At 40.0% G+C, this 6,731-nt stretch carries 8 protein-coding genes; 1 reads left to right on the forward strand and 7 read right to left on the reverse strand.

Translation table 11 applies throughout. From position 1 onward, the window contains the following. Window positions 1-18: 18 nt before the first annotated feature. The 4 genes from K245_RS0111035 to K245_RS24035 all read right to left on the reverse strand — a co-directional run bounded on the left by K245_RS0111035 (window position 19) and on the right by K245_RS24035 (window position 5,060). On the reverse strand, window positions 19-207 hold the full coding sequence (locus K245_RS0111035) for a ferredoxin (protein ID WP_027359333.1): 189 nt from the start codon (window positions 205-207) through the stop codon (window positions 19-21). 307 nt (window positions 208-514) lie between these two features. Beyond that, window positions 515-1,480: a hypothetical protein gene (locus K245_RS0111045; RefSeq protein WP_027359334.1), complete on the reverse strand. Its 966-nt coding sequence runs from the start codon at window positions 1,478-1,480 to the stop codon at window positions 515-517. Beyond that, a complete protein-coding gene (gene cysS, locus K245_RS0111050; RefSeq protein ID WP_027359335.1) occupies window positions 1,481-3,760 on the reverse strand; it encodes a cysteine--tRNA ligase in 2,280 nt (759 codons plus the stop codon). 493 nt (window positions 3,761-4,253) lie between these two features. Continuing rightward, window positions 4,254-5,060: an MBL fold metallo-hydrolase gene (locus K245_RS24035; RefSeq protein ID WP_051284050.1), complete on the reverse strand. Its 807-nt coding sequence runs from the start codon at window positions 5,058-5,060 to the stop codon at window positions 4,254-4,256. A gap of 117 nt (window positions 5,061-5,177) precedes the next feature. Between K245_RS24035 and K245_RS0111065 the strand changes: the two genes are divergently transcribed. Then, window positions 5,178-5,639, forward strand: coding sequence for a VOC family protein (locus K245_RS0111065; protein WP_027359337.1), 462 nt, complete (start codon window positions 5,178-5,180; stop codon window positions 5,637-5,639). Between the two features lie 43 nt (window positions 5,640-5,682). Here the strand turns inward: K245_RS0111065 and K245_RS0111070 are convergent, their stop codons facing one another. The 3 genes from K245_RS0111070 to K245_RS0111080 form a co-directional block, all read right to left on the reverse strand. Next, window positions 5,683-6,024, reverse strand: coding sequence for a type II toxin-antitoxin system PemK/MazF family toxin (locus K245_RS0111070; RefSeq protein WP_027359338.1), 342 nt, complete (start codon window positions 6,022-6,024; stop codon window positions 5,683-5,685). Continuing rightward, window positions 6,017-6,253: a hypothetical protein gene (locus tag K245_RS0111075; protein WP_027359339.1), complete on the reverse strand. Its 237-nt coding sequence runs from the start codon at window positions 6,251-6,253 to the stop codon at window positions 6,017-6,019. Before K245_RS0111075 ends, K245_RS0111070 begins: the two co-directional genes overlap by 8 nt. A gap of 197 nt (window positions 6,254-6,450) precedes the next feature. Continuing rightward, the coding region (locus K245_RS0111080) for a transposase (RefSeq protein ID WP_027359340.1) at window positions 6,451-6,731 on the reverse strand (281 nt) is incomplete at its 5' end.

A 6,731-nucleotide genomic window follows, 5' to 3' on the forward strand; every position in this document is an offset into this window, starting at 1 on the left:
CGGAATAAAAGCTTTAAATTAGCTTTCCTCGATGGTGATTGCGCCTGGCTCACATACTTCAACGCAGCTTTCACAACCAAGACATTCTTCTGCATTAACTGGAACTGATTTTCCATCCTGCATTTCAAATACGTTTACTGGACATACATCTACGCATTCTTCACAGCCCTGGCATTTTGCTTCATCAACTATTGGATTGAAACCCATGATTAATTCCCTCCTTAAGGATCTTTTTAATTATACTTTATGGAACCCCATATTATATGCCGGTATTTTTTTGTAAAGCATGAAATTCATATTTTCATGAAAAAAAATAACGAAAAACATCAACTAAACATCTATAAAAAAAGAGAGTGGCTGAAGGCATAAAACAAAAAGTGAAGGTTATTCAAAACCATAAGACACAGTTTATTTTAAAGCTCCAGATGTGCTTTTTTAATGAAACGCCAATTTTATATTTTGTTTGATTTGGCATGTCAACCTTGTGAAATAAAAAAAAACAGGCGGACAAGTTTTAAGCAACAAAACAGACAACAGGAAAGATACAATTATCTGATAATAAAGAATATCCAGCAAAAGCATCTAATTTTAACCCAAGCGCTCCTGCCAGTGCTTTCCTAAAGTCTGAAGGATCAGAAGCAGCAAAAAACAAGTTGCCAGGATTTTCCACAATCTGCTCCCCGTTTTCCAGAAGCTCAAAAAAATTTGGATCAAATTTATGATTCTCACTAACATGCCATGCGAGCTTCAATAAATCTGAGTTAGCAATCCCATCTTTTCCTTTTTTGGCTTTATAGAACTTTATTTCACCATTCTTAAAAAATTCACTGAAGGCTATAAAGGCTTCCTTCTCGTCCGTAAATATCATTCTGCTTTGGCCAGACAAAAAAAAGAATGCCGCCAGCCACGAAACCACCCTCGACTTCATATTATCAAGCCTGAAACCGGACAGATCAAAAGAAGCATTATCCTCAAAATCATTATTCTTCTTTTCAGGATCAATAAAAAGCCTTTTATGGTTCTGTGAAATACGCCTGAGCGCACTATTAATATCATATTCCTGACGGTCAAGAAGCTGAATCAGAAAAAGAGTTATTTCCTGTCTTAAGAGCAGTTCATCAAACGATTGATGGTCGTCTTCAGGATCTTTATCGATTCCATCCATGCTGCCCATTATATCAACTGACTCATTAAACGGATCAATATGGTTGAAGAAAGCTGCAACAGCTTTAAGATCAATAGACTCCATGTTTTTTGACCAGTCCAGAAATCCATGAGCTATTTTTACGGATTTATCCGATGACAGTCTGAATAGTTCGCATATTATTTTCCCATCCGCCTCTAATTTAGAAATCTCATCTGATACGTTTCTTTCAAAAACCCTGTATGCCTTAAACTGGCCCATAAAACTAAAAAGTTTTTCGACCCTTTCCGGTTCCATAAAAGTAAAAGGGAAATAAACAGGAACATCAGTAATCATTTATGACCTCTCATCCTGGACAACAACGCCAAGCGCTATCAGCCTGTCTCTTATTCTATCTGACCTTTCCCAATCCTTATTGGATCTGGCAAGATTTCTTTCTTCTATAAGGGCATTAATTTCAGGACTTTCAGCTGTAACTGAAAAAACCATTACCCCAAGAACCCCATCTATTTTCCTGAAAGCATCAAGAATTTTAACTGCATCTTCTGATGAAATTCTCTTTTCAAGCACAAGGGAATTAACCTTTTTCACAGCCTTGAAAAGAGCAGCCATGACTTCAGAAATATTCATATCGTCATCCATGGCATCATTGAATTCCTTCCTGATATCATAGACAAACTGATCAATATCATGATGAGGAGTTCCGCCCTGGTATCCGAGAATGGAGCTAATACATAAATCTATTCTTGAAAGACTCTTTGAAGCGGCCTCAAGACTCGAATCACTATAAGTCAAAGGCTTTCTGTAGTGAGTGGACAAGAACCAGAATCTGATAACCCTTGAATTCCAACCCTTCTCGATAAGATCTCTGAGAGTAAGCCTGAATCCTTTGTCATCAACAATCCTGCCTTCGGAAATAACCCTTTCACAATGTGCCCATGAATTTGCAAGCGGTTTGCCTGTGAGTGCCATGGCAATTGCCATTTCATTCTCGTGGTGAGGAAAAAGAAGATGAATGCTGCTTGTATGTATATCAAATGTTCCGCCAAGATATTTCATGGACATTGCCGCACACTGAATATGCCATGAAGGCCTGACATTCCCCCACTTGGTCTTGATATAGATTCCGCGTTTAAGCTCTGAAAGCCTTATTCTTCTAAATAAAGTAAAATCCCTGGGATTTTCCTTTTCATATTCATCAAGATCAACAGTGGCACCGAGCCTTATTTTTTCAAGATCAACGCCTGAAAGCCCGCCGTATTCGGAAATTTTTGAAATATCGAAATAAATGGAATGGTATTTTTCGTAAGCCACACCCTTTTCGACAAGCTTTTCTGTCATTTCCACCATATCTCCAAGATGTTCTGACACTTTTGGATATTTTTTTGCTGGAATGATATTCAGAAAATCACAATCATCTTTAAAAAGCTTTATATAGTGCTCTGTAAAATCAGCAAGGCTCTGCCCTGTCTTTTCAGACTTTTCTATGGTTTTGTCATCCATGTCCGTAATATTAATGACATGGTTGACTTCAAACCCATGATAAGCAAGATATCTGTAGATAAGATCAGCAAAGACAAATCTGCGGCATTCACCAAGATGCATGACATCATGGGCAGTAGGGCCGCATGAATACATATTTATCTTTCCTGGAAGAATTGGCTCGATAACTTCCTTGCGCCTTGTGAGTGTATTAAAGAGTTTGAAATCAAGAGGAGTCTGCACTGTAAAAAGAGAGGTGCTGAGGTAGCGTTCTCCGCTGTCAGGAAAAATTACGACGATAATACCCTCTTCCAGTTCTTTTGCTTTTCTGACAGCCATTGCCATGGCCGCGCCACTGCTCATTCCGACAAAAAGGCCTTCTTCTTTAGAAAGTCTTCTTGCCATTTCATACGCTTCTTCGTCTTCGATATTAAGTTTTTCATCAAGACGTTTTTTATCGAATATTTCAGGAACATAGGCTTCACGAAGATTTTTGAGGCCCTGGATCTTGTGACCAAGATATGGCTCAACGCCTATTATTCTGATTTCAGGATTGAACTCCTTAAGTCTTCTTGAACACCCCATAAGAGTGCCTGTGGTTCCCATAGTCGCAATGAAATGGGTGATTCTGCCATCTGTCTGATTCCATATTTCTTCGGCAGTTCCACGGTAATGAGCCATCCAGTTAGCTTCATTATTGAACTGGTCAGTAACAAAATATAAAGATGGATTCTCTCTGCCAAGGCGATAAGCCTCTTCAATTGCTCCGTCAGTACCCATCTGGCCGGGAGTAAGCAGTATTTCAGCGCCTCTTGCCCTTAAAATCTTCTGCCGCTCCACACTTGCGGCCTCTGACATCGTCAGAAGAAGCCTGTATCCTTTAACTGCACAAACCAGGGCAAGTCCTATTCCTGTGTTGCCGCTTGTCGCTTCCACGACGATCTTGTCATGGGTCAGGTCCCCTGATTTTTCAGCCTCGTTTATCAGATAAAGAGCTGCCCTGTCCTTTATGGATCCGCCCGGATTCATATATTCAAGCTTGGCAAAGATCTTTACCTTCGAAGGATTAGGATTAAGTCTACTGATTTCAATAAGTGGGGTATTGCCGATAAAATCAAGAATTGAGTGGGTCATCCCAATGATTCCGATTCTGCAGGTTTGTGAAAAAAAGCAAGGAAATCAAATATAATATGACCCCTTGCAGCTAGAAATAATAAGGCTGTAAAAACGGTGAACTTATAAAATCCAGCCGTGTATATAAAGGGATGTAGCCTTGTTATAAGGCTATGTCAACAGACTATTTCCGGCATCGATTAAAGTGCCTGACGATCAATTTGGAAACACTCCGGGGCCTCTGCTGGTTTAAAGCCAAATAATAATTGGCAAGGCCGCAAAAAGTCCGATTTCAGTCATACCGGCATCTATAAATATCTGAAAATACAAAGATGCCGGTCAAGTCAGGCATAACGTTGAAGGCCTTTATTGACTTTTTCGAGACCATCATAATGAATTTATTTACATTGCTGAAAAGTTTTTGCCGGGCTTTTTCCAAAAAACGGCCAGCCGGAGCAGGAATATCCATATATAAAGACGACATAAAAGAAAGTTTTTGAAACGGCACAAAAAATCATGGCTTTCTGTGGGCTTCTCCGTTTATTCCCTCAAAATGAGTCAAAGGCTTCAGATGCTTTGGAATTCCTCTGCATATCTGCTTCGCAATGGCTTCTGTAATGGTTGTAAGCTTGCGCGGAGTAAGAAACCCTCCGTGGGCCAGAAGAACCTTTTCAGATCTCAATGACTCAATTTTTTTCAGGGATTTTTTCATTACTTCTGGGTAGCTTACTGGAAAAGGAGGAATAAATTTACCGTTCACCATAAGACACAGATCGCCAACATAAAGAATTTTTTCCTTTCTGTTATGGACAACTATGTCATGGCTTGTGTGGCCAGGTGTTTCATAGACTGTCCAGTCAGAAAAAAAAGGAAGTCTGATACCATCTCTAAGCTTAAAATCAAGCTCATAGCTCCTGCCATAAAACATATCCTCGAATTTTCTGTTATAAACCTTTGCAACCCAGTATCCGAGCGCAGTATCAACCTTGTGCTGGATATAGCCGCCAAACCCTGAATACCAGTCATTCAGATTATGAGGGCCTGCAACCGGAATTCCATATCTTTTTCTGAAATATTGGATGCCACCTGCGTGATCAGGATGGGTATGGCTTGATATCACAAGCTTAAGGTCTGATATCGGCCTATTTAAGCCATGTTTTATAAAATCCACGACTCTTTTGACATCGCATTTGCAACCTGCATCAAGAAGAAGAAGAGCATTTTCATATTCAGCAAGAAAAATAGTGGATATATAGGCTGGAATCGAATGAATCCCAAGAAATCGGCCTGTTTTTAGTGGAGTATTTCTGCTATTTGGCATAATTAATTTCCAGTCTGCTGGATCGCAGAATCAGCATTATAAATTTTGATTACCATTCATTGTTAAAGTTTACTCTAGCTTTATGCCATATCATTCTTGTCTTGAAAAGGATAAAATATGCTGAACAATGTTGACCATATAAATATTGTGGTGTCTGACCTTGAAAAATCGGTTGAATTTTACACCCAGGTATTAGGATTCAAGGAAATTAGAAGGGGTCATCTTGAGGGCGAATGGATTGAAAAAGTAACCGGCCTCAAAAGTATATTAGCAGATGTGGTTTTTATAAGTATGGATTCAGGCCCCAGAATCGAGCTTCTCTGCTATAAAACCCCTGAAGGAAAATGCTTTGGGCCTAATTCTATGCCAAACACCATTGGCCTAAGACATATTGCTTTCCAAGTGGATGATATGGAGGCTGCGGTAAAAAAAATAAGGGCGGCTGGTGTTAAAATTGTGGGAGGCCCGGCAACTGTTCCTGAATACATAATCGCCCATGATTCAGGCAGAAAAACCCTGTGTTATTTCTTAGACCCAGACGGAACGCTTCTTGAGCTTGCCCATTACTCCAAAGCCTGATGATTTCGCCATAGAGGAGCCTACAGTCGTCCAAGTTAGGAATCTACAATAAATCAAGGTGCGTACGCAGGGTCTTGTCAACATTAGACATGATCGATTTTGGCAAAAAGGCTATCCGCTCTCCTATCACTCTGGTTTTGTTAATGGTCAAGATTATGTGGGAACTTATCTTTGCATCTTTTCCAAGACCATTTGATACGGCGGGAAGAAATGTCTCGAACTCGTAGATCTTGTCAAGGCTTGAAAATATAAGCGGAGCAACAGTAAGCACAGGTGAAAATCCGTTGCTGATATTATTGCTGATAACAAGACAAGGAGAAACAGATGAATTTTCTTCCCAGCACTGCGAAAGGCTCACCTGATATATTCCACAACGTTTATACATCAGGTTTCTCAGTATATGCAGACTCGAATTTTTTAAGAACTTCCACAGTTTCGGACGCAGTGGCCTGATATCCCTCGATGAGTCCCTGATAAGCTTGTTTTTTTATTTCAAGGAGTTTCTCGTTAGCAGCGTCAGCAAGGAACTGGCTCAGGCCGCGTTGCCCGTAGAGTTCCTTGATGTCATCCACAATATGATTTGGAAGGGTAATATTAAGTCTTATATTGACCATACAAATTCTCTGGGCCTCATCATTCCTGTCTACATTCAAAAGGCAGGTGAACACAAGGAAAGAACGTGCGCCTTGCGAACATTCATGCTACCAACTTGCTGACTGCTGCCAGTTTGAATACAAATGAAACAATATTATTATAGAATTGATCGGTAGCTATAACATGCCATGAGAATATATGTCATTAATAATTCTGATTACCACTCTGCTTCAGCCATAGAAAGCATGGTTGATGGCATGGGTGGAGTCCTAAGAGCAACATAAATCAGTCTGTGAATCATGGACGGCAGATCATATCGGCGATTGAATCTGTACTGAAATTCTGCCAGGTACCGCGGAACATGCTTGCGATTAATTGCATGATAAGTACCTTTGAGCGCATTTTTTAAGTTACCAAGTATTATATTGACCCATTTGAAGGATGGATGCTCTACAGCTGCTTTACCACCTCCAGTAACATGGGGTTCGTGCTGGAAAC

The organism is Desulforegula conservatrix Mb1Pa (assembly GCF_000426225.1).
Lineage (GTDB): Bacteria > Desulfobacterota > Desulfobacteria > Desulfobacterales > Desulforegulaceae > Desulforegula > Desulforegula conservatrix.

Coding starts and splice junctions, on each gene's coding strand:
- K245_RS0111035 (WP_027359333.1), bottom strand. CDS start 207: ATGGGTTTCAATCCAATAGTTGATGAAGCAAAATGCCAGGGCTGTGAA.
- K245_RS0111045 (WP_027359334.1), bottom strand. CDS start 1,480: ATGATTACTGATGTTCCTGTTTATTTCCCTTTTACTTTTATGGAACCG.
- cysS (WP_027359335.1), bottom strand. CDS start 3,760: ATGACCCACTCAATTCTTGATTTTATCGGCAATACCCCACTTATTGAA.
- K245_RS24035 (WP_051284050.1), bottom strand. CDS start 5,060: ATGCCAAATAGCAGAAATACTCCACTAAAAACAGGCCGATTTCTTGGG.
- K245_RS0111065 (WP_027359337.1), top strand. CDS start 5,178: ATGCTGAACAATGTTGACCATATAAATATTGTGGTGTCTGACCTTGAA.
- K245_RS0111070 (WP_027359338.1), bottom strand. CDS start 6,024: ATGTATAAACGTTGTGGAATATATCAGGTGAGCCTTTCGCAGTGCTGG.
- K245_RS0111075 (WP_027359339.1), bottom strand. CDS start 6,253: ATGGTCAATATAAGACTTAATATTACCCTTCCAAATCATATTGTGGAT.